General features: G+C 58.5%; 11 protein-coding genes. 8 read left to right on the top strand and 3 right to left on the bottom strand.

Annotation, left to right across the window (positions count from 1 at the left end):
• Position 1: 1 nt before the first annotated feature.
• A complete protein-coding gene (locus GVI59_RS00470) occupies positions 2 to 199 on the bottom strand; it encodes a hypothetical protein (RefSeq protein WP_173572350.1) in 198 nt (65 codons plus the stop codon).
• A 37-nt stretch (positions 200 to 236) separates the two neighbouring features.
• Here GVI59_RS00470 and rpsA point away from each other — a divergent pair, with 37 nt between their 5' ends.
• The 6 genes from rpsA to GVI59_RS00500 all read left to right on the top strand — a co-directional run bounded on the left by rpsA (position 237) and on the right by GVI59_RS00500 (position 13,818).
• Positions 237 to 1,949 carry a 30S ribosomal protein S1 gene (gene rpsA, locus GVI59_RS00475; protein ID WP_173572351.1) on the top strand — a complete coding sequence of 571 codons (1,713 nt, stop codon included), beginning with the start codon at positions 237 to 239 and terminating at the stop codon, positions 1,947 to 1,949.
• A 194-nt stretch (positions 1,950 to 2,143) separates the two neighbouring features.
• Positions 2,144 to 5,497, top strand: coding sequence for a glycosyltransferase family protein (locus GVI59_RS00480; RefSeq protein ID WP_173572352.1), 3,354 nt, complete (start codon positions 2,144 to 2,146; stop codon positions 5,495 to 5,497).
• A gap of 26 nt (positions 5,498 to 5,523) precedes the next feature.
• Positions 5,524 to 8,523: a glycosyltransferase gene (locus GVI59_RS00485; RefSeq protein ID WP_173572353.1), complete on the top strand. Its 3,000-nt coding sequence runs from the start codon at positions 5,524 to 5,526 to the stop codon at positions 8,521 to 8,523.
• A 57-nt stretch (positions 8,524 to 8,580) separates the two neighbouring features.
• Positions 8,581 to 9,570 carry a CgeB family protein gene (locus GVI59_RS00490; RefSeq protein ID WP_173572354.1) on the top strand — a complete coding sequence of 330 codons (990 nt, stop codon included), beginning with the start codon at positions 8,581 to 8,583 and terminating at the stop codon, positions 9,568 to 9,570.
• A gap of 118 nt (positions 9,571 to 9,688) precedes the next feature.
• On the top strand, positions 9,689 to 11,032 hold the full coding sequence (gene lysA, locus GVI59_RS00495; RefSeq protein ID WP_173572355.1) for a diaminopimelate decarboxylase: 1,344 nt from the start codon (positions 9,689 to 9,691) through the stop codon (positions 11,030 to 11,032).
• Positions 11,029 to 13,818 carry a DUF4175 domain-containing protein gene (locus GVI59_RS00500; protein WP_173572356.1) on the top strand — a complete coding sequence of 930 codons (2,790 nt, stop codon included), beginning with the start codon at positions 11,029 to 11,031 and terminating at the stop codon, positions 13,816 to 13,818. The genes lysA and GVI59_RS00500 overlap by 4 nt, the downstream gene beginning before the upstream one ends.
• An 86-nt stretch (positions 13,819 to 13,904) precedes the next feature.
• Here the strand turns inward: GVI59_RS00500 and GVI59_RS00505 are convergent, their stop codons facing one another.
• Entirely contained in the window at positions 13,905 to 14,528 is a 624-nt protein-coding gene (locus tag GVI59_RS00505; protein ID WP_338422043.1) for a TetR/AcrR family transcriptional regulator C-terminal domain-containing protein, read from the bottom strand.
• 95 nt (positions 14,529 to 14,623) lie between these two features.
• Here GVI59_RS00505 and GVI59_RS00510 point away from each other — a divergent pair, with 95 nt between their 5' ends.
• A complete protein-coding gene (locus GVI59_RS00510; RefSeq protein WP_173572358.1) occupies positions 14,624 to 16,075 on the top strand; it encodes an FAD-dependent monooxygenase in 1,452 nt (483 codons plus the stop codon).
• Positions 16,076 to 16,201: 126 nt separating this feature from the next.
• Here the strand turns inward: GVI59_RS00510 and gluP are convergent, their stop codons facing one another.
• Entirely contained in the window at positions 16,202 to 17,497 is a 1,296-nt protein-coding gene (gene gluP, locus GVI59_RS00515; protein ID WP_173572359.1) for a glucose/galactose MFS transporter, read from the bottom strand.
• Positions 17,498 to 17,758: 261 nt separating this feature from the next.
• On the opposite strand from gluP, the gene galE reads away from it, so the two are divergent.
• Positions 17,759 to 18,748 (top strand): UDP-glucose 4-epimerase GalE, encoded by a 990-nt coding sequence (galE, locus tag GVI59_RS00520; RefSeq protein WP_173572360.1) that lies wholly within the window; start codon positions 17,759 to 17,761, stop codon positions 18,746 to 18,748.

Consider the following 18,748-nt stretch of genomic DNA (forward strand, 5'->3'; position numbering starts at 1 on the left):
TTCACGCTACCGTGCGGGCGGTCGATGAAGACCTGTATTCCGGGAAAATCGTTATTTTCTTGACAAGGGAAGACGTGAGGTGTCTTTCATCCGCAGTCGCGCGCGGTGGTCGCGGGCGACAGGTAATGAAAGCAGGCCTGCGAGCGCCACAGGCGCGGCGGGCAAGTCGTTCGGCATCCTGCATGCGGAGCGCAGGCATGTCGGGGTTTCGATCCTGACAGGGAAACAGTTTCTACATGGCTTCAGCCACACAGACAGCCACCGATCATTTTCGCGGTGAAGATTTTGCGACGCTGCTCGACGAAACACTCGGGCAGGACAGCGGTTTTGAAGGATCGGTGGTCAAGGGCTGCGTTGTCCGCCTGACCGATGATTTCGCGATTGTTGACGTTGGCCTGAAGAGCGAGGGCCGCGTCGCCCTGCGCGAATTCGGACCGCCGGGCGCTGCTCCGGAAGTCAAGCCGGGCGATGTCATCGAGCTCTACATCGAGCGTTACGAAGATCGTGATGGTTCCATCGTTCTGTCGCGCGAGAAGGCTCGCCGCGAGGAAGCATGGACCAATCTGGAGAAGGCTTTCGAGGCCAACCAGCGCGTCAACGGCACGATCTATGGTCGCGTCAAGGGCGGCTTTACGGTTGATCTCGGCGGCGCCATGGCGTTCCTTCCGGGCAGCCAGGTCGATATCCGTCCGGTTCGCGATGTAACCCCTCTGATGGGCGTTCCGCAGCCGTTCCAGATCCTGAAGATGGACCGCGCTCGCGGCAACATCGTCGTTTCGCGTCGTGCGGTTCTTGAAGAGACCCGTGCAGAGCAGCGCAGCGAGCTGATTCAGGGCCTGAAGGAAGGCATGATCCTCGACGGCGTGGTCAAGAACATCACCGACTACGGTGCGTTCGTGGATCTCGGCGGCGTCGACGGCCTCCTGCATGTCACCGACATCGCCTGGAAGCGCATCAACCACCCGTCCGAAGCCCTGCAGATCGGTCAGCCGGTTCGCGTGCAGGTCATCCGCTTCAACCCGGACACGCAGCGTATTTCTCTCGGCATGAAGCAGCTTGAGGCTGATCCGTGGGAGAACGTGGCGCTCAAGTATCCGCCGGGCGCACGCTTCACGGGTCGCGTCACGAACATCACCGATTACGGTGCGTTCGTCGAGCTGGAGCCGGGCGTCGAAGGTCTGGTGCACGTTTCCGAAATGTCCTGGACAAAGAAGAACGTCCATCCGGGCAAGATCGTCGCTACTTCCCAGGAAGTCGACGTCATGGTTCTGGATGTGGACAGCACGAAGCGTCGCATTTCGCTTGGTCTGAAGCAGGTTCAGCGCAATCCTTGGGAGCAGTTCGCGGAAGAGCACAAGGTTGGCTCTATCGTGGAAGGCGAGATCCGCAACATCACCGAGTTCGGCCTGTTCATCGGCCTGTCCGCGGACATCGACGGCATGGTTCACATGTCCGACCTGTCCTGGGACGAGTCCGGCGAAGAAGCCATGAAGAACTACGAGAAGGGGCAGGTCGTTAAAGCCAAGGTCCTCGACGTGGATGTTGAGAAAGAGCGTATCTCCCTTGGCATCAAGCAGCTTCAGGAAGATCCGGCAGCTGACGTCCTGACGGGCGTTCAGAAGGGTGCGATCGTGACCTGCGTGGTGACGGCGGTTCAGGCCAACGGCATCGAAGTCAAGGTTGACGACGTTCTGTCCGGCTTCATCCGTCGCACGGAACTGGCTCGTGACAAGGCTGAGCAGCGTCCGGAGCGTTTCGCCGTCGGTGAGCGCGTCGATGCGAAGGTTGTCTCGGTTGACCGTGCAGCCCGCAAGCTTGCCCTGACCATCCGTGGTCGCGAGCAGGACGAAGACAAGCAGGCCATCAACGAGTATGGTTCTTCTGACAGCGGCGCGTCGCTGGGTGATATCCTCAGCGCAGCAATCCGTCGTCGGAGTGCTGACGCCTGATTAAGACGTTCTTAGTCTGATTATGAAAAATGGCATCTCCATTGAGATGCCATTTTTTTTGTTCATCAGAGGTAAGTGACTGAAGCGGAGGTCTTTTGCCGGACCGGTCTTTGCGGTAAAGTCTCAAAAAGAATTGATGTTCGATCTGTGTAGTTATTCAGGGAAGGCGAAGACGGAAACGTCGGCGTAGGTCAATGGCAGTCATATACAATACGAACTACACGCATAATCCGAACTACTACCTTACACTTGCCTTTGAACGAGCCGCCAAAACGGTGCTTGGTGACAGCAATGTTGTCGTTGCCGATAATATGTCTCTCGCCGATCTGGCGGCGCAGGGCGAACATGACGTTCTGATCTGTATTGATGGCCAGCGCATCAACATGGAACTGATGCGTCGCGTCAGGCCTGCCTTCAAGACGATGATTTTCTGGGCGTTCGAAGACCCGTTCATGGTGTCCTTCAACGTCGATAACATCGGTCTCTTTGACTACGTCTTCACGAACGATCCTTCCTGTGTCGAGTTCTATCAGGGCAAGGGGCACTATCTGCCTCTGGGAGCCAGTCTTTCACTGCACGAACGCAAGGTGAAGACGGCAGCCGACCTCGATTACGACATCTTCTTTGCTGGCACGATGTGGCCGAATCGCGTCGAAACGCTTCGTCGCGTCATCACGGCCTTCCCGGACGCCAGAATCAAGCTTGTCTGCCCCGGCAACGAATATCTGCCGCCTCTGCCTGCGGATCTTGCGGACCTCGCGATCCAGCGCCCCATCAGTCATGAGGCGTTCATCGACTTCGCGAATGCCAGCGCCGTCACGCTGACCATGTTCCGTGATTATGCAAGTCACGGCGATGTCGGGCAGGCGACGGCTCCGGGGCCGCGCTTCTATGAGCTCGGACTGGCGGGAACAGCTCAGGTGGTCGAGGCTGGTGAGCAGCTTGACGAGCGTTACATCCATGAAGTCGCGGGCGCGAGCATGTCGCGCTCGGTCGAGGGTGTGATCGAGCATATCGCTGCACTGCTGGCCAACAAGTCCCTGCGCCGCAAGCAGGCGGTAGCTGCCCAGAAAGCCGTGCTGGACGCGCATCTGTACGAACATCGTCTTCAGAAGATGATGGAGGTGACGGGAGCGGATTTCGGTCGGCATATCGTGCCCAAAGACATATCCGTGCCTGCGCGTCGCGGTCGTCTGCGCGTGCTCATGTGCACTCATTCCACCATTCATGAACAGGCGTGGGGTGGCGTTGAGGTCTATCAGCAGACCATTGCTTCCATGCTGCTGCGTGATGTGGAGTTCTTCTACTGGCTGCATCGTGACGGCATGTGCCGCCTGACGGACGCCAGTGGTCGTGAAATCGAGAGCTTTGATGTGCCGGATACCGGTTGGCTCGACACGATGTGTGACGCTCCGGAAGAGATGGCGTTCTCAGCCGCGATCAGCCAGTACAATTTCGACATCGTGCACTTCCAGCATCTGGGGCATCACTGCCTCTCCCTGCCGATCATCGCCAAGGCGAATGGTGTCGGCGTGGTGTTTTCGGCGCATGACTTCTTCCTGCTGTCGTCCCGTTACAACCTGCTGAACCACGAACTTCGCTATTGCGAGGAAGACGTGAAGTGGGTGCTTGCCGCTGACATCTCCATGAAGCGTTCTGACAATGTCGAGTTCGGCGGTGAGCAGACGCGTCGTGCTTTTGTGTCGAAAATGCTTGAGTCGGTGGATGTGATTCTGTTCGGGACACGGCATTCACATGACCTGACGCATGAGATTTATCCGCATCTCGAGAAGAAGGTCAGCCTGACGCTGGGAATTCCTTCTCCTGAGCCGACCTCTCCTATCGTGCCGAAAACCTATAAGCCGCTGAGCGGTCGTCGTCTGGGCGTGGCCGTGATCGGCAACTTCCTGCGCACCAAGGGCGCGGACGCGGTCCTCAGCATTATCGAGATGGCCAACTCCGATCTCTTCGAGTTTCATATCTTTGGATATGTCCATCCGGAATACGAAGGCATCCTCAACAACATGCACAAAACCAACGTGCATGTTTACGGACGCTATTCCGCAGGTGATGTGGAGGCTCTGAAGGTTGCGGATGTAGCTCTCAACCTGTCCATCTGGCCGGAAACCTACTGCATTTCGCTCTCGGAAGCCTGGCAGAGCGGTCTTATCCCGATTGTCACGGATGTCGGCGCTCTTGGTGACCGTGTGGAAGATGGTGTCAACGGGTTCAAGGTGCCGATCGGCAGCCCGGCCGATGTGTTGCAGCGTCTTGAACTGATCCGCTGCAGCGAGGGTGTCCGCAGGCAGTTGATGGCGAATATCGGTCCACATCTCTGGACGGATGCCCGCACATACGGAGATGAACTGCTTCAGCTCTATCGTGACGTTGCGCCCCGTCGCGATATGGGGAGCAGCAATGTGCAGTTCGATGTGGGGCAGGTGCATCTGCTCCCGCACGCCTCATGGAAGAATCAGGCTCCGCCGCGCCACATCTTTGATCCTCCGACAACGCGTGACCTGTCCATCGAACTGCCGGAAACAGTTACGGACTGGTATTCGATTCAGGGGGCCGAATATTACATCGACGATGTCTGCCGCCACGTTTTCGCGGAATACGAGGACGAAGATTTTGTCGCGGCCAACGAGTTCCATATCCGCGGCTGGTATGTGGTTCCGGGCGTTTCCGGTTCCGGACACCTCTATACGGTTCTCATGGGCGAGGAAGACATTCCTCCGATCTTCATTCCGACAACCCGTGAAGTGCGTTCGGATGTCACCGGCCTGTTCCCCGGTGCGCCGCGTCGTTCGGGCTTTTCTGCCCAGGTTGCGTTGCGCGGTAAGTGGTGTGAAGGCGTATTCCGCATCGGCCTCGTCAATATCGTGCATGGCAAGGGCGCGTTCCAGCTGACATCCGTGCAGATCGAGGTCGAGGGTGGTCGCATTGTCGGCATTGCGCGTCTTCCTCCCTCCAATGGTCAGATCCTGCGTGATTTCGAGCGCGTCTCGGAAAGCGATGGTGTGCTGAGAGGCGTCAAGCTCTGTGCGCTCGGCAGCACGATCGGCCAGCAATACAAAGGCGAACTGCAATATTACATTGACCACTTCAGCGGTCTGATCGAAGACGGCGGCCACCATGAAAGGGATGAGCCGGAAAGCGATCTGATCATTCGTGGCTGGGCGTTCCTGCGTGGTCTTTCACGGGCAGGGCAGGTTTATGTCGTGCTGGTGAATGAGGAGACGGGAGCGCCGATCTTCATGGCCACATCGCGCCTGATCCGTCAGGACGTGCAGACCATCTTCCACGATGCGCCGCTCTGCGTCGGCTTTGTCGGCAACCTGAGTCTGAAAAAAGGCTTCAACGAAACATTGAACGGCTGGCATCGCATCGGCCTGCTGAATGTGGTCGGTGACGAAGTTGGCTTCCAGACAACGGGTATCCGCATACTGTGTGAGGACAATCAGATCCGGGCCGTAGAGGAAGCGGCCGCTGTCAAAACCGTTGTCGATTACTGTGCTGAAACTGTGCGTGACCTTGTCGAGCACTGAGCAGAAGTCAGGATAAGCGCCAGCGTATGCAGCGCGATGATGTGACATTCAGTGGGCCTGCCGTTTTTGAATGGCAGGGGGGCGGGGCGGCACGGATTCCCGTGTGGCTTCGTTTCGACGAACCTTGGTATGTCGGGACTTACCCTGATGTGAAGCGTGACCTTGCTGCCGGTATCGGTGCGAACGCGCTTGGTCATTATCGGGCTGTCGGGCAGGGCAGGGGTTACGCTCCCAACCGATGGTTTGACGAAGGCTGGTACCGTGCCGCCCATGGGGATGCTGCGGCTGCCATCGCAGAGGGCAGGGTCAGATCCGGTTTTCAGCATTATGTGGAGCAGGGTTATCGCAGCCACGCCCCGCACTGGCTGTTTTCCGAGTCATTTTATCGCACTCATGAGCCGGACCTGACCGGAGCGGTTCTCAGGACTGCCGGATTTGCCAATGGATATGACCATTATCTCTCCGAGGGAGATGGTGGTTTTCGTTCTGGCAGTCTGTTCTTTGATCCCGCCGTGTTCGGTGACTTTGTGGCCCGGCAGGGTGGAGCAGATTTCGCCGCGTTCAGATGGTTCATTGATAATCAGAACGGCGATGCGGACCGTTTCCGGGCATCGTGGTATTTCGATCCTGTCTGGTATCTTGACCGTTACCCCGACGTCAGAGCGCGGATTGAGGATGGGTCGTTTTCCTGCGCCCTGCATCATTATCTGATAGAAGGAGAGGCTGTCGGTTATTCTCCGCAGGCCGCGTTCTCCGAAGAGTTTTACCGGGAGCGTTATCCTGATGTAGGCGCGTGTGTCGCAGCCGGGCAGTTCCGTTCCGGTTATGACCATTTTCTGGCGGCCGGCGCATTTGAGGGTCGTCAGCCTTCCCCCGAAATTGCTCTCGTGGATTATGCGGCCAGACCGATGGTGCGAGCCGATGTCGGGAGCGGCATTTTCCGCGATCCTTTCGCGCACTGGGTGGCGGCTCAGGAGCGCCATGAGGTCGGGAGCGACGACGGGGCTCTGGATGAAGCCCATTCCAAGATGATGTTCTGCCGGGAGGCCTCCGGTCTTCTCGTGGAAGCAGGCCGCCGGAAGCTGGACTTTTCCTACAGCGGCGTTCCCACAGTCAGCGTCATCATGGTGTTGTACAACCAGTTTCCGCTGACCCTGATGGCGCTGGCTTCGCTGCGTGACTGTTTCCCCGGCGCGCTGGAACTCATCATCATCGATTCAGGTTCGCGCGATGAAACCCGGCGACTGGAAGATTACGTTTCGGGCGCCGTGATCCGGCATCTCGATCACAATGCCAGCTTCCTGCTGTCCTGTAACATGGCGCTCGGGATGGTTTCAGCCGACGCCGTTCTTTACCTGAACAACGATGTAAAGCTGGCGCCCGGAGCCGTTCAGAACGCGCTGGATCGTCTCAGGTCTGACCCGAAGATTGGCGCGGTCGGCGGCAAGATCATCAGGACGAACGGATGTCTGCAGGAAGCCGGGTCGATCATCTGGCGGGACGGCAGCGCTTACGGCTATCTGCGTGACGCCGATCCCAACTGTCCGGAAGCCAATTTCGTCCGGGATGTGGATTACTGCTCCGGTGCGTTCCTGTTGGTTTCGACTGCTCTTGCAAAGGCGCTTGGCGGCTTTGATGAAGCCTATGCGCCGGCCTATTTCGAAGAGTCCGACTTCTGTGTGCGCATCATCCAGAACGGATATCGCGTGGTCTATGACCCGTTTGTCGTGATCGAGCATCTTGAATTCGGTTCTTCCTGCTCGAACAGCTCGCAGGCGCTGATGCAGCGGAACCGCCGTATCTTCGCCTCCAAACAGGCCGAGTTCCTTCGCGGGCAGTATCCTGCGCACTCGGGGAACGCCATTCTCGCCCGGTCGCGTCCAACAAACGGACTGCGCATCCTGTTTATCGAAGATCGCATTCCCTTGCGGAGCCTTGGCTCCGGCTATGTGCGGTCGAACGACATCGTACGCAGCATGGCGAGACAGGGCTGTGCAGTGACCGTGTTTCCGGTCGATGCACATTACCACTCGCTCGGCCGTGTCTATGGTGATTTTCCCGATACGGTCGAAGTGCTCTTTGATCGCTCAGCCGAGGATCTGGACAGATTTCTGGAAAAGCGGGCAGGGGCCTTTGATCTGGTGTGGATCGGGCGCACGCATAATCTGGCGAGACTGCTGCCGGTTCTGCACAAGAACAGCCGTTACCTGCCGGGAACCGAGTTCATTCTCGATACGGAAGCCGTCATCAGCCCCCGTCTGCTTCTCAGGGATGAAGTGCTGGGACTGACTGAACAGGCTACTCCGAAAAATCTCGACGTGGCGCTACGGGAGGAATTCGAGTGCGCCTATTTCTGTCAGAAGGTCGTGGCGGTCACTGACAGGGAATCTGAATTTATCCGGCGCGCCGGGCATCAGAATGTGGTGGTGCTCGGCCATTCGCTGCAAACGCGTTCGACCGGAAAGAGCTTTTCCGAGAGAAAGGGCCTGCTGTTCGTGGGGGCGATTGTGGATGCAGAATCTCCCAATCTTGACTCGCTGATCTGGTTTGGCCGCGAAGTCATGCCCAGGGTGCGGGCGGAACTTGGAAGTGAAGTCAGACTGACCGTGGTCGGCTCGCGCTCGCGCAAGGTCGATCTGTCATGTCTGAATGAGTTCGAAGGGCTGGATATTGTCGGGGAAGTTGAAGATCTGGAGCCGTTCTATGACACGAGCCGGGTGTTCGTTGCGCCGACCCGCTTTGCAGGGGGTATCCCTTACAAGATTCACGAGAGTGCCTCCTTCGGCCTGCCGGTTGTGGCCAGCGACCTGCTGATCGCCCAACTGGGCTGGACGGATGGAGAGGATATTGTGTCCGGTGGGGCTCCCGACGCGGGAGTGTTCGCTGACGCAATTATCCGGCTTTACCGTGATGAAACATTCTGGAGCCACATCCGTGAGGGCGCTCTGAAGCGCCTTGCGGAAGACTGTGCTCCGGACCGGTTTGACGCTGCGGTGGCGGCTGTGCTGGAAGACGCACGCCAATGAAAACGCGACGTTACGAACGAGATGAACTAAGACCCCGATAAGGACTGGAGAGACGTGATGGCAAAGACAGGCGAATATTCCGGGCGGGTTCTGATCTGCAGTGGCGGACGCTTTGAATCGCAGGCCAATGCTCAGATTCGTGAATCGATCATGGAGGGCTGGGCGGAATGCTTTGGTGAGGAAAACGTCACGGCGGCGAACATCAGCGGTGCGGCGGCGGCGATTCGTTTTCTCAAGCCGACGATCGTGTTCGGTATCGGTTCGTATCTGCCGGAAAGCACCTACTTTGGTGAAGTGAACCGGGAGGCCAAGAAGATCGGTGCTGCGACCGTTTTCTGGGCGACCGAAGATCCCTATGAGCAGGATGCGAACTACCGCATCGGTCAGGACTTTGACGCGGTTTTCTCCTGTGAGCGCTGGGGTTCGAACTTCTACACCCGGGACAATGTCTGGCATCTGCCGCTCGCGGCCTGCCCGAAGCTGCATTATCGCCCGATTGATGAGTCTGTTGAACGGAACATCGACGTGCTGTTCTGCGGCGTGGCTTTCACAAACCGTAAGGACATTGTCCGGGGTCTGCTGCCGACCCTGCGCAATCTGAACATCAAGATCATCGGTCCGGGTTGGGGCGAACTCGGGATCGGCTTCTCGGATGCGCGTCTGGAAAAAGAGCAGCTTGTGCAGTTCTATCAGCGTTCCAAGCTGGTCCTGAACCTTGGCCGCAGCCTGAGCTTCGAGAACAAGCGTTTCCTGATTTCCCCATCGACCCCGGGTCCGCGCACCTATGAAGCCGCTGCGGCTGGTGCGTTGCAGGTGTTTCACGAAGATACCTACGAAATCCGGCGCTATTACACGAAGGAGGAAATTCCTTCCTTCTCGAACCGCAAGCAGTTCGAGGAGCTGGTCGATACGTACATCGACAACGGCGCTCTCCGTATTGAAACGGCGAAGAAAGCGCAGGCCCGGACGATGGCGGACCATACCTATGGCCACCGTATCCGTCAGGCTCTGGGTATTCTGAAGGAAAACGGCATCCTCAATAGCTGATGCTGTCGGTTAAGGCAGGGGCATGTCGCATGACCGGCTCCTGCCATTTTTGTGACGTAGGGAACCTTTGCAAATTCAGCCGATTGGCAAGTTCCGACTGAGCCGGTAACGTGACACTATGGCTGACCCGACCGTTTTCACCACCCCCGATCCCACTGTTCGCGAACTGCTGGCGACGCACTCGAACCTGTCGCTCGATGTGCGAAGTGGATTGATGCTGGATGGGGTGCCCCTGCAGGCGATTGCTGACGAGGTTGGCACGCCGTGCTGGGTCATGAGTGCTGACACGCTCAGAAAAAGAGCCACAAAACTCCAGAATGCGATGAAAGCGGCGGGATTGTCGGTTTCGGCCCATTTTGCGGTGAAATCGAACGACCACCTCGCCGTGCTGAGTATCGTGTCACAGGCAGGGATGGGCGCTGATGTTGTCAGCGGCGGGGAACTGATCAAGGCCCGAAAGGCTGGCATCCCGGCGTCGCGGATCGTGTTTTCCGGGGTTGGCAAAACCGATGCCGAACTGAGGCTCGCTCTTCAGGAAGGCATTGCCCAGATCAATGTCGAAAGCGCTGAAGAGCTGGAGATCCTGTCCGGCGTGGCCTCGTCCATGGGGCGTGAGATCGACGTGGCTCTTCGTGTTAATCCTGACGTCGATGCGAAGACACACGCCAAGATCACCACGGGGGTTGCGGGCAACAAGTTCGGTATTCCGTATGATGAGGCTCTTGGGCTGTACCGTCTGGCTTCCGAGCTGCCCGGACTGAGGCCCGTTGGTTATGCCGTGCATATCGGCAGTCAGATTCTGACGATGGAGCCTTATCGGGCGGCCTACGCCCGGATTGCGGAGCTTGTGCGCACCACACGTCAGGCTGGCCTGCCGGTGACGGTTGTTGATTGCGGCGGTGGTCTCGGCATCTGCTACCGCGATGAGGGCGAAGGCTCGCCTGAGGCGCTGGCCGGGGTGATCCGCTCAGAACTGGGCGACCTTGATGTGCGTCTGGCGATTGAACCGGGACGGTGGATTGCGGCACCCGCTGGCGTGCTGCTGGCGAGCGTGATCCTGAGCAAGAAGGTCACGGATGGTTCGCCGTTCATCATTCTGGATGCGGCCATGAACGATCTGTTGAGGCCTTCCCTGTATGAAGCCTGGCATGGAATTCTGCCTCTCTCGGCGCATGACGCCGTTCTCGCTCCGGAAGAAGCCAGTGTCGTTGGACCGGTCTGCGAGACCGGTGACACATTCGCACAAGGCCGCAGTCTGCCGCCGTTACAGAGAGGGGCGCGGGTCGCCATCCTTGATACGGGTGCTTATGGCGCCGTGATGAGTTCCACCTACAATGCCCGCCCGCTGGCTGCCGAGGTTCTGGTTGAAGGAGATCGCTGGTCAGTGATCCGGCCGCGTCAGAAGGTTGAAGACCTATGGGCGAGTGAAATCATGTCTGAAGGAATGCGTGTCGAGGCATGAGCATAGCCCCGCCGGAACAGATCAAAAACGCAGGTTTGCCTGACGAAACAAAGCGGGCGGCAGATCTCGCTGACGTGCGCAGGAAAGCGCATTCTGTTCTGGTGGTGGAAAGAGTTGCCGGTCTTCTCGCTCCCGCCGCTTCTGTCGCCGGTCTTTATTGTGTCGCCGGTTTTCTGCGTATTCCGCAGACCATGCCTGACTGGCTCCATGCGGTTGTCGAAGTTGGCAGTCTTGGAGCGGTCGTCTGGCTCGGACGGCGTAGGCTGAAGCAGTATATCCCGCCATCCCAGATGGAAGTGGATCGACGGATCGAGCAGGTGTCCGGCCTGCGTAACAGACCTTTGGGTTCCATGACGGATCGCTCGTCCGGGGTGGGATCAGACATCCTCTGGAGCGCTTATCAGGAGCGGTTGCTGAAATCGCTGGGGCCACTTCGCTCCGGTTGGCCTGAACTTTCCAGCCTGAGCAACAACCGTTTACTGCCCGTTGTGGTGTTGGCCGTCATCGGTACGGGTGTCTGGGCCGGAGGTCATGCTCCCGGACGTCTGGCTGCTGCTTTCATTCCGGGTATCGATGATCCTGACGTGCCGCTGCCGCATGTCGAAGCCTGGATTACGCCGCCATCCTATGCGCCGTCGGCTCCGGTTTTTCTGGCTGACGGGGCAGCGCATGTTCCTGCTGTGCCAGAAGGCTCCGTTCTGGTTTCGACAGTTACGGGCACGCGGTCCACGCCACATCTGGAGGGTGGTTTCAGCAACGAAACCATGCAGGCGCTGGGGCAGCATTCCTGGCGTATTCAGGCAGACCTTGACCATTCCGGTTCCTTTGTCGTGAACAGCCGTGGTCGCACGCTGGCCTCCTGGCAACTGACTGTAACGCCGGATGCGCTCCCGCAGGTGGCGTGGGGGCAGAATCCCGGCGGCGAGAAAGGCGGGCGTCGGACCCGGTTTCCTTACGACGCGCATCACGCCTATGGGCTTGGCTCGCTGGTCGTCGAAATCAGGCTGGCTCATCCGGGACTGCTGACCAGAAGTCGTGTTCTGACAGTGCCTGTTCCGCTGAAAGGCCATCCGGTCAGTGCAAAAGGCGTAATCGGCCCAGATCTGTCAGATGATCCGTGGGCGGGCGAGGAAGTCTCCGCCACACTGGTTGCGACCAGTGTCAGCAAAAAGGTGGCCCGGAGTCCGATCGCCACATTCAGGCTCGGTTCCCGGACGTTCAAATCGCCTGTGGCGAAGGCGGTGCTGGACCTCAGGCGGCGTCTGGCTCTGGGCGACGAGCGTCGTCATGCCGCTGCCGAGGATCTGGCCGCCATCGGGGAAACACCGGGTCCAATCGACCAGAACACCGGCACCTTCCTCAATCTGACCAGTATTGTCGCGCTCCTGGATAACCGCGACGTGGAGGACGGTGACGCCCGCAACGAAGCCGTAGGGCGGCTGTGGGATCTTGCTCTCGACATTGAGGATCAACTGCATGGCGGCAAGCAGTCCGCTCAGGCGTCCATCGACGTCAGGGCGGCTCAGGAAGCTGTGTCCGAGCAGTTGCGGCACATGCGGGAAGATAATGCTCACGGGACGGAAGATCAGGCGGAACTGAAGCGGCGCATGGACGCGCTGCGCGCCGCCATCGGTCGCAAGATGCAGGCGCTGGCCGAGCAGGCCATGCGTGACGGAACGGCCATTCCCGACCTGCCCGGCCTTACAAAATCCGGCGATCGCGCCTTTCAGAAGCTGATGGAGCGGTTGCAGGGAGATGCGGCGGAAGGTCACGAGGATGGCGCGATGGACAAGCTGCAACAGCTTGAGGATTCCATCGAGAAGATGCGCAACGCCACGCCGCAGGATATGGCGCAACTGGCCCAGCAGATGATGGCGCAGCAGAAGCTGAAGGAGCAGGCGGAAAGCCTCGGTGATCTGGTGAAGCAGCAGAGTTCGCTTCTGGATCACGCTCAGGCGCGACTTGATCGGAATCAGCGGCGACGGGACGAGAGCGCCGCTTCACAGCCGCCGTCAGAGGACAGTGATCTCGGGTCCATGTCCACGTCGGAATTGTTGCGCAGACTTGGTCTGGTGCCACCTGATGGTAGCGGCGGCCCCACTCAGCAGCCTGGGGGTGAAGCGCAGGCTCCCGCTCCGCAGGAACCCGCCCAGTCAACGCAACCGGCAGATGCGGACAGAAATGGTCAGGCACTCGCAGCGGAAGCGGACCAGAAGAGGTCGGATGGCGCTGCGCAGCATGCCCTGATGCGGGCGACTGAAGAACTCGGGAGTGAGTTCAAGGAGCTTTCAGGCAAAGAGGTTCCGGCGTTTGGCGAAGCGGGCAAGGCCATGAAGGACGCCCGTCATGCTCTGGCGGCTGATAATGACCCGGATGCCGTGAAGGCCGAGACTGCGGCGCTCAAGGCGTTGCAGCAGGGACGTAACCAGATGCGCAAGGCCCTGCAGGGCAAGGGAGGAGGCTCGGGCAGCACGAGTTTCCTGCCGTCTTTTGGTGGAGGCAGCAGTCAGGGCAAGGACGGGCAGTCCGGCAGTGGCGACGAGGAGAATGGTGATCCGGGTGAGGGTCAGTCCGGTGACGAGCAGAATTCTGATCGTGATCCGCTGGGTCGGGCGACAGGCGAGGGAGGAGACGCCACTCCGAACGCCGGCGGAGACCGTCTGCCTGAGAAGATGTCACGTGAACGCGCACAGGCGATTGAGGAGGAACTGCGGCGCAGGGATTCCGATCGGACCCGTCCGAAAGAGGAACTGGATTACCTCGACAGACTGCTGAAATCCTTCTGATATTTTTGGTTGCTGTACTGTTTGTGGACACGTTTTCTTCGGCCGGAACCGGAAGAAAGAGTAAAAGCTATTCCTGATAGACAAGCCTATCCCGGCGAGCTGAGTTTCTGTTCCAGTCCACGAATGGCCATGTTCAGGCCAAAGTGGAAGCCTTCATCCGGATCGCTGTTGAGCATGTAACGCCACGCTGATGCGGCGGCGGGATAGCGTTCCAGAAGGGACTGGAGATCGGGAGGCTGATTATGATCAGGACGTTTTTCGGAAAACGCCTGTTCTTCCCCGGTAAATCCGATCACATAATAGAGCGTTGAGAAGGTACCCCACGCAGCGGTTCCGTCGTCTGCGCCTGTGTCCTTGAGAGCCGCAATCATCTGCGAGGTGATCCGCGCCACATTTTCCGAAAGCGGATAGGTGCGGGCCAGAAAGCGGGCGCCATCACGATGAGCCAGCAGGGCCTGTCTGACCTCGCACGAAATCCTGAAAAACATCGTCTGCCATTTCTCGGCGGGAATGGCCGTTACGGCAACCTGTTCGAGAAGCGTATCGGCGACGGCTTCGAACAGCGTGTCCTTGTTTGCGAAATGCCAGTAGAGCGACGGCACCTGCACGCCCAGAGCGTCCGCCAGCTTGCGCATCGTCAGCCCTTCCATACCCAGCCTGTCCAGCAGTTCCAGCGCCGAGTTTATGATTTCTGCTCTGACTATCTTCACGCGCACAGTTTCCCCGTTTCCCGCTTGTCTACTTGCCACAAAATCTAACACTGTTAGTCTTTGGAATCTAACAGTGTTAGATTGAGAGCATTTCCATGGAAACTTCATACGACGTATTGATCTCCGGCGCAGGTCCGGTCGGGCTTTGGCTGGCCTGCGAACTGAAACTGGCGGGCGTCAACGTGGCCCTCCTTGACCGTCGCAGCGCCCGCACGACTGAGTCACGGGCACTGGCCATTCATGGCCGCACGATGGAAGTCTTTGGATTGCGCGGCCTGGAGGGGGATTTCCTTGCCGCGGGTCGCAAAATTCCCATGATGGAATATGGCGCTCTGGATACACGGATTGCATTTGCGCCGTTTGAAAGTCGTTTTCCTTTCACCCTTTTTCTGCGTCAGACCAAAACGGAAGAATTTCTGGAAAAACGCGCTCTGGCGCTCGGTGTGCCACTCCTGCGCAGCACCGAAGTGACCGAGGTTGTCGATGCCGGATCGGAGGTGCAGGTCACCACATCGGCCGGATCCTTCTCCGCAGCGTGGCTGGTAGGGGCTGATGGCGCGCGTAGTCTGGTACGCCATCAGGCCGGGATCGGGTTTGAGGGGTTTGACGGGCATATCACCGCGATGCTGGGCGACGTGGTTCTGGCGAGCCCGCCTGAAGGGGCCGGGGTGCTGTCCATGGTCACGTCGCGTGGTGCCCTGCTGATGTCGCCTCTTGGAGATGGTGTGCATCATCGGGTCATTGCCGTTGATGCCGAACAGCCGTCGGTGGACAAGGACATTCCCCTGAGCGTTGCTGAACTTGCCGCTGCGGCGACGAAGATTTCCGGCAGGGACTATGGGATGGGCGAGGCGTCCTGGCTGTCCCGATTCACCGATGCGACACGTCTTGCGTCCACCTACAGGAAAGGCCGCATCCTGCTGGCGGGTGATGCCGCGCATATTCATGCCCCGATGGGAGGTCAGGGCCTGAATGTCGGTTTGCAGGACGCGATGAACCTCGGCTGGAAACTGGCCATGGTGGTCCGGAATCTGGCTCCCGAAAGTCTGCTCGACAGCTACGATGCCGAGCGCAGACCTGTTGGGAAAATGCTTTTTGATAACACTCTGGCGCAGGTGGCTCTGGCCACGGATTTTTCTCCGCCGAACCTGTCGTTACGCAATACGATGAACGATATCCTGTCCTTTCCGGATGTGAACCGTCGCATTGCGGGAGAGATTTCCGGGTTCGACGTGGCCTATGGCTATGACAGGGTCGTGCCGGAGACGTTGCCTGCTCATCTGGTTTCGGGAAAGCGGGTTCCGGATGTCAGTCTGATTGTCGAAAACCAGTCCGTGACGCTCTACCACCTTATGGGGAAGGGAGAGTGGGTGCATCTGACGTTGTCGTCGACAAAACACGATCTGCCGGGCTCTCCGGAATGGCTGCGTCCGGACAGCGTGAAACAGGTTATGGGACAGATTGTCGGTGACAGCCCCTCTTTCGCCGGCGTGTCTGCGGTGCTGATCCGACCGGATGGGTATGTTCACAACGTCAGCATGGGCTGACGAACAAGAAACATTCGAGATGCGATCTTTCGGGAGACGGACGCATCTCGAACCGTTTTGCCTGCGTTGTGGCTTACGATGTCCTTTTTGATATGCGGATATTGCCGATCGTTATGCTGTCCGTATTCAAGCGGATTTCCGGGTTCCGGACAGAGATGAAAACGACATTCCATACCCGAGCAGCACCAGATAGGCAGAGATCGCAAGAATCAGAAAAGCAGTCTGAACGCCTATATACGGCTTGAGCAGAACGAACATCTGCGGCGTGCAGGCGCCACCGGAAAACATCATGACCAGCAGAGCCGACGCAAGAGGAACGTGGCGTCCCGCATCCCGTATCGCCATGGGAAACAGGGTGGGCATGATCATGGCGTTGGCAAGACCGAGAAGAGCGACGCACAGGACAGACAGGTAGCCGGTTGTCAGATATGCAGCGACGGCGAAGAACATACCGCCCACGCAGGATAACACCATGCATCGTTCCTGTGAAAGAACACGCGGGACAAGGCAGAGACCTGCCGCGTATCCGGTCATCATCGCAAAAAGGGTGAAAGCGGTGAAAAAACGCGTCTGGTCGAGTGGCATTCCGAACGCCTGCCCATAGGTTCCGATAGCGTCGCCTGCGAGAACTTCAATGCCGACATAGAGAAAGGTCGCCACCATGCCGAAGCCGAGACGCGGTGTGATGTGAAAGCCCGGTGAGGACAGGGCGAGGGCTTCAGGCGGATCCAGATCGGGGAGGTTCGACAGAAAAACCGCACAGGCAGCCACGCCGAGAAGCGCCGTCATGCCGAGATATGGCCAGTAAATCGCATTGGTGAAACTCGAAAGAATGGCTTCGCGTTCGGCGGAACTGGCGGCGTGTTGCGCCTGTTCCGCCACACCGCTGATATTGTGCATGACCATGGCGGCCAGAACGATGGGAGCGAGGATGCCCGCGAATTTGTTGCACAGCCCCATGATGGCGATGCGCTGGGCTGCCCGGTCATGCGGCCCGAGCAGGCTGACATAGGGATTGACCGTCACCTGAAGCAGGGTGAGGCCTGCGCCGATAATCATCAGTCCGCCGAGTGCGCCGGGATAGGAGCGCAGAACGACACATTGTCCGAACAGGGCGCTTCCGGCGCCCATGATGGCAAGCGCCAGAGCGAGACCGCTTTTCAGGCCAGCGCGGCTGACGATGCGAGCGGCGGGCAGGGCAAAAAGAAGGTAGGCGATATAGAATGCCAGCGGCACAAGGAACGCGCCGATATCGGAGAGGGAAAAAGCCACTCTTACAAAGGAGATCAGTGGACCGTTCAGCCACGTGACGAAGCCGATCAGGAAGAACAGTCCGGCGGTGCTGATCAGAGGTGTCCAGCCAAATGATCCGGCGGGGCAGCGGGAGAGGGAAGTCTCGGGTGAGGCGGTCAGGCTGGACACGATGGCAGGGCTTCCCAAGACTGATAAAAGGTGAATTTCGTAGCGACAGTTAAAGATGTTATTGGTTTGCAAGTATTATGATAGGCTTGAACTGAAGGTGGAAGAGGTCAGAATGTGTTGCAGCAGGAGAAGCAGCTCACAGAGCAGTTCAGTGAACTGTTATTAGCAGAATCTTTCAGTAATGAAATGATTTGACCCATTCAGGAAAGATTTTCCGGCAAAGGACAGTCCGGACAGTAGCGTCGTGAAAGAGTGATGAAGATGAAAAATCGATTTCTTGTGACAGGCGGAGCTGGCTACGTTGGTAGTCATATGGTTCTGGCCCTCCTCGACGCAGGCCACGAAGTCACGGTTTTCGACAGTCTGAGAACTGGACATCGCGCTGCTGTTCCGGATGGAGCGCGCTTCATTGAGGGTGATCTCGCGGATCTGCCGCTGCTCGACAAGGTTCTGGCAGACGGTCCGTGGGACTGCGTTTTTCATTTCGCAGCGCTTTCTCTGGTGGGGGAAAGCATGCAGAAACCCATGATGTATATGTCGGCCAATGGCGGGCTGGGTTTTGGTCTGATTGACGCCTGTGTGCGTCACGGTGTGAAGAAGTTCGTGTTTTCCTCGACTGCGGCGCTGTTTGGTTCAGCAGGCGACAAGTTGATCGACGAGGATACTCCTGTGCACCCCGGTTCGGCCTATGGCGAAAGCAAGCGTGTGGTGGAGCAGGCGCTTTACTGGGCCGACAGGATTCACGGTCTGCGTAGCGCATGCCTGCGCTATTTCAACGCAGCAGGTTGCGATCCGCAGGGGCGGGCAGGCGAGGACCATCGGCCGGAAACACATCTCATGCCGCTGGTGATCGATGCTGCGCTGGGACGGCGAGACGCCCTGACCCTGTTCGGGCAGGATTACCCCACGCCGGATGGAAGCTGTGTGCGTGACTATATCCACGTCACCGATCTGGCTCAGGCTCATCTTGCCGTTCTGCCGCTGCTTGATGAGAAAAGCGTCACGTTCAACGTAGGAACCGGCAAGGGGAATTCGAATCTGGAAGTGATTCAGGCCGTGGAGTATGTCAGCGGCAAACCCGTTCCCTGGAAAGCTGGGCCGCGTCGTGCTGGTGATCCGCCCATGCTTGTGGCCAGCCCGGCCCGTATCATGAAGGAAACCGGCTGGAAGCCGCGCTTTACGGATCTGAATGAAACGGTCCGGACGGCGCTGGACTGGCGTATTGCGCATCCTCATGGTTATGCGGACTGA

This window comes from Acetobacter sicerae (assembly GCF_011516765.1).
GTDB classification, from domain to species: Bacteria; Pseudomonadota; Alphaproteobacteria; order Acetobacterales; family Acetobacteraceae; genus Acetobacter; species Acetobacter sicerae.

Bases quoted from the DNA above. Each gene is read 5' to 3' on its own strand.
- GVI59_RS00480 (WP_173572352.1), top strand. From the start codon at position 2,144: ATGGCAGTCATATACAATACGAACTACACGCATAATCCGAACTACTAC.
- lysA (WP_173572355.1), top strand. From the start codon at position 9,689: ATGGCTGACCCGACCGTTTTCACCACCCCCGATCCCACTGTTCGCGAA.
- galE (WP_173572360.1), top strand. From the start codon at position 17,759: ATGAAAAATCGATTTCTTGTGACAGGCGGAGCTGGCTACGTTGGTAGT.
- GVI59_RS00500 (WP_173572356.1), top strand. From the start codon at position 11,029: ATGAGCATAGCCCCGCCGGAACAGATCAAAAACGCAGGTTTGCCTGAC.
- rpsA (WP_173572351.1), top strand. From the start codon at position 237: ATGGCTTCAGCCACACAGACAGCCACCGATCATTTTCGCGGTGAAGAT.
- GVI59_RS00485 (WP_173572353.1), top strand. From the start codon at position 5,524: ATGCAGCGCGATGATGTGACATTCAGTGGGCCTGCCGTTTTTGAATGG.
- GVI59_RS00510 (WP_173572358.1), top strand. From the start codon at position 14,624: ATGGAAACTTCATACGACGTATTGATCTCCGGCGCAGGTCCGGTCGGG.
- GVI59_RS00470 (WP_173572350.1), bottom strand. From the start codon at position 199: ATGCCTGCGCTCCGCATGCAGGATGCCGAACGACTTGCCCGCCGCGCC.
- GVI59_RS00490 (WP_173572354.1), top strand. From the start codon at position 8,581: ATGGCAAAGACAGGCGAATATTCCGGGCGGGTTCTGATCTGCAGTGGC.